The following is a 2,858-nucleotide window of genomic DNA, read 5'->3' as shown; positions in this document are numbered from 1 at the left end:
GAGCACGGTCCGCTCCTTGTCGAGATCGGGGTCCGGCGCCTCGCCGACGACGAAGTTTTGTATCTGCCGCGTCTGATAGCGATAGACCATGTCCACGGGCCAGGGCCACTTGAGATGGAAACCGGGTTCCAGCACGGCCCGGCCACGCGCCGGGCGCCCAAAATGTTCCAGCAACCCCTGTTCGTTCGGCTCGATGATGACGAACATCGTCGAAAGGATCAGGACCCCGAGTTGCAACAGAACGATCAGCAGCACGGCTTCCTTGAGGAACTTAAAAACCCAGGTCTCGGAAACTTTGAAGCCGAACTGGTAATCGAGCGCCTGCGCGGCGGTGGTGATGATCCCGCCGGGCTGGCCCAGCAGGCCGATGAGCCGGCTCTCGTAGAGCAGTCTGGCTTCCTGACCCCTGACCCGCGGGCGGTAAGCCTCGAACACAAGGGCGACGAGGGTTTCCACCGCGGTCAGCCCGAGCACGACGCACAGTCCGTAAGCGACGTACCAGTCGATTCTGGTGAAGCCAAAAAAATCCGCTGCTTCGGTCGCCGCCGCGAGGAATGAGATGAACGCTCCGAGCACCAGATAACCCGCGCCCGGCCGCAACAGCCGCTGACCGTCGAACCGGGCGAGACCTGACGAATACTTCCCGAGTAAAAAAAGGATCAACGCGAACAGCGCGTACAGCGCCATGGCGATGGGCGCATGTTCGAGTCTGGGCGGAGCCGATTTGCCCAGCCACTTCCAGAACCACCAGGCCGCCCCGGCCTGCAACAGAAACAATACCGTGGTGAACAATGGCACCAGGTATTTTTCAAACTGTTCGCGTGAGCGGCGGGCTGGAAAAGTGTCGGCCCCGGCCTCCTGAAACAGCGTGGCGCTGCTTCGCGCCTTTTTCAGTTCATCATATTCCAGTTTTTCCAGTCGCTCCCGGTCCTCCAGTCGCATCTGGAAGTAGCTCACGACCGCGACCAGAAAACCGAGGCCGACAAACGCGGCGCCCACCGTGCCGGTTGCCGTGCCGGCGTAGCGCGCGACCGCCGCACTGATGGCGCCGACCACCAGCAAGAGGGTCCAATTGACCACACCGATTTTCTGGATGCTTCGTTCCATGTTCAACTCAGTTCCCGCTCCTCAAACAACACCAGCCCCAGCGCGAGCGACGCGCCGAGATAACCGACGACGTACCCAAACGTCCGGCCCACGTAGCTCCAGGGAATTTGATTTTTCCCTTCGAGGGCGTCCGCGAGCCAGAAAAGCTGCCAATTCGGAATGATCGTGTAAAGAACGGAAGCCCACCATCGTCCCCCCATGCCGGCCTGTCGCAAACGCCGCTCATCCTCCGGATCCAGCGCTGTCTGCTCGGCCCGGTCCACCTTTCCATCCTTGTTCCGGTCATACTTTTTCGCCACTTCTTTCAGCAGCTTTTTCTGTTCGACAGTCAGTTGGGGATCGTTCAGTTCGAGTTGCAAACCGGAGACCCAGACAGGCTCGGCGCGCCGTCCGAACAGGTAGTCCGACATCAAACCGAGCAGAAAGACGCCCGTGCAGATCGCCAGCGTCGGGATCATCTCGAAGCGTGTCGAACACGCCAGCGCCAAACCGGCGAGCACAAGCAGCGCGAACAAAATCAGGACCGCCGCCGGAATCAGCCGCCAGTCCACCTCGTTCGGCGCCAGCCCGAAACGGTTTTTTGTCTGGGTGAACAACACGATGATCGCGAATGCCACCGTGGTCATGACGACCACCGCCAGCACCGCGTTCGCGACAAACGGCCTCCGTAAAAAGTAATTGGCGAAACCGGCGGCCGCATAACCCAGCGCCAGCATGCCGCAGAAAATCCCGACCGATTGCGTGTCCGCGTCGCCATACGCGTCGTACGCCAGACGGCTGGCGAGCAGCGCGGTGAGCGCGTTCACGTAAGTCAGCACCGTCAGCGCCGCCGCCAGCCCAACGTATTTGGCCAGCAGAAATTGCGCGCGTCCGACCGGTTTCGCCAGCACCGCGAGCGCGGTGCCGGAACGAATCTCGTGCGCCACCGACGCCGATGCGTTCAACACCGCGCCGAACAGCCCGGCCAGCAGCATCACCGCCAGCACGCTGTCTTTAACCAGCTTGGGATCATCGCCAAAGCCAAAGTAAGGGACCACGGCGAGGAAGACGATGAACACAGCCGAACAGGTCATCAGCAGCAGGAAGACGGGCTGCCGGACCAACTCCATGAAGGCGTTGCTGGCAATGGTTAGAAACTGTCGCATTTCAACGGATGATTCGGCGCCACAGGTTACGAATCCGGGACCCGATTGCAAATGGTTATTCCCATCGCTAGGCGGATGCAGGAACCGGTTGCGCAGGGACATTACCCAAAGATCGTGCCGGTTGAAAACTGTGCGTCTGCGCGCACACCTGCGCCGCCGCGCGTCTTGACAACTGAAATCAAACACGAAGGCGTGTGTCTATTGCGAGCGCCTGCCGCACGCACCGCGCCGCAAAACACACCGAACGGGATTCGCAGGCTGACAGCGGCGGGTCAACACGCTAATGTGCCGCCATGAACCACTCCTCGCGCAGATTGCTCGCGTGGGTGTTCGTTCTTCTGTTGGTTTGCTGGGTGGTCTTCGCAATCGCACGCAGACGGTCTGCGTCGTCCGAAAAAGACGCGACCAACCCCGACGATGTCGTGAGCAGTGAACGGGTCAACCAGTTCACGGCGCTTGAAGCAAGAGAACAGAAGATGGACCAGACGGTGTGGGCGAAGGAGAGGGAGGCGGAGGAGTGCGGGCGGACCTTTGAATCGCTCTGGGACGCGCTCAACGCCGCCACCAACAAACTCGAGCTGATCGCGGCCTTTCCCGTGGACGAGA

Annotated in this window: 3 protein-coding genes; 1 reads left to right on the top strand and 2 read right to left on the bottom strand. The window is 60.8% G+C overall.

The features are described 5' to 3' along the window. Both VN887_15725 and VN887_15720 read right to left on the bottom strand, forming a co-directional pair. Positions 1–1,107, bottom strand: a 1,107-nt coding sequence (locus VN887_15725; GenBank protein ID HXT41455.1) for an SPFH domain-containing protein, incomplete at its 3' end; no start/stop codon positions are given. 2 nt (positions 1,108–1,109) lie between these two features. Beyond that, positions 1,110–2,252: an ABC transporter permease gene (locus VN887_15720; GenBank protein HXT41454.1), complete on the bottom strand. Its 1,143-nt coding sequence runs from the start codon at positions 2,250–2,252 to the stop codon at positions 1,110–1,112. A gap of 293 nt (positions 2,253–2,545) precedes the next feature. On the opposite strand from VN887_15720, the gene VN887_15715 reads away from it, so the two are divergent. Further along, positions 2,546–2,858: hypothetical protein (locus VN887_15715; protein ID HXT41453.1), on the top strand; the 313-nt coding region annotated here is incomplete at its 3' end.

Source organism: Candidatus Angelobacter sp., assembly GCA_035607015.1.
Classification (GTDB): Bacteria; Verrucomicrobiota; Verrucomicrobiia; order Limisphaerales; family AV2; genus AV2.
Note: the sequence above shows the minus strand (reverse complement) of the source record. Positions and strands in the feature narration are given on the sequence as shown.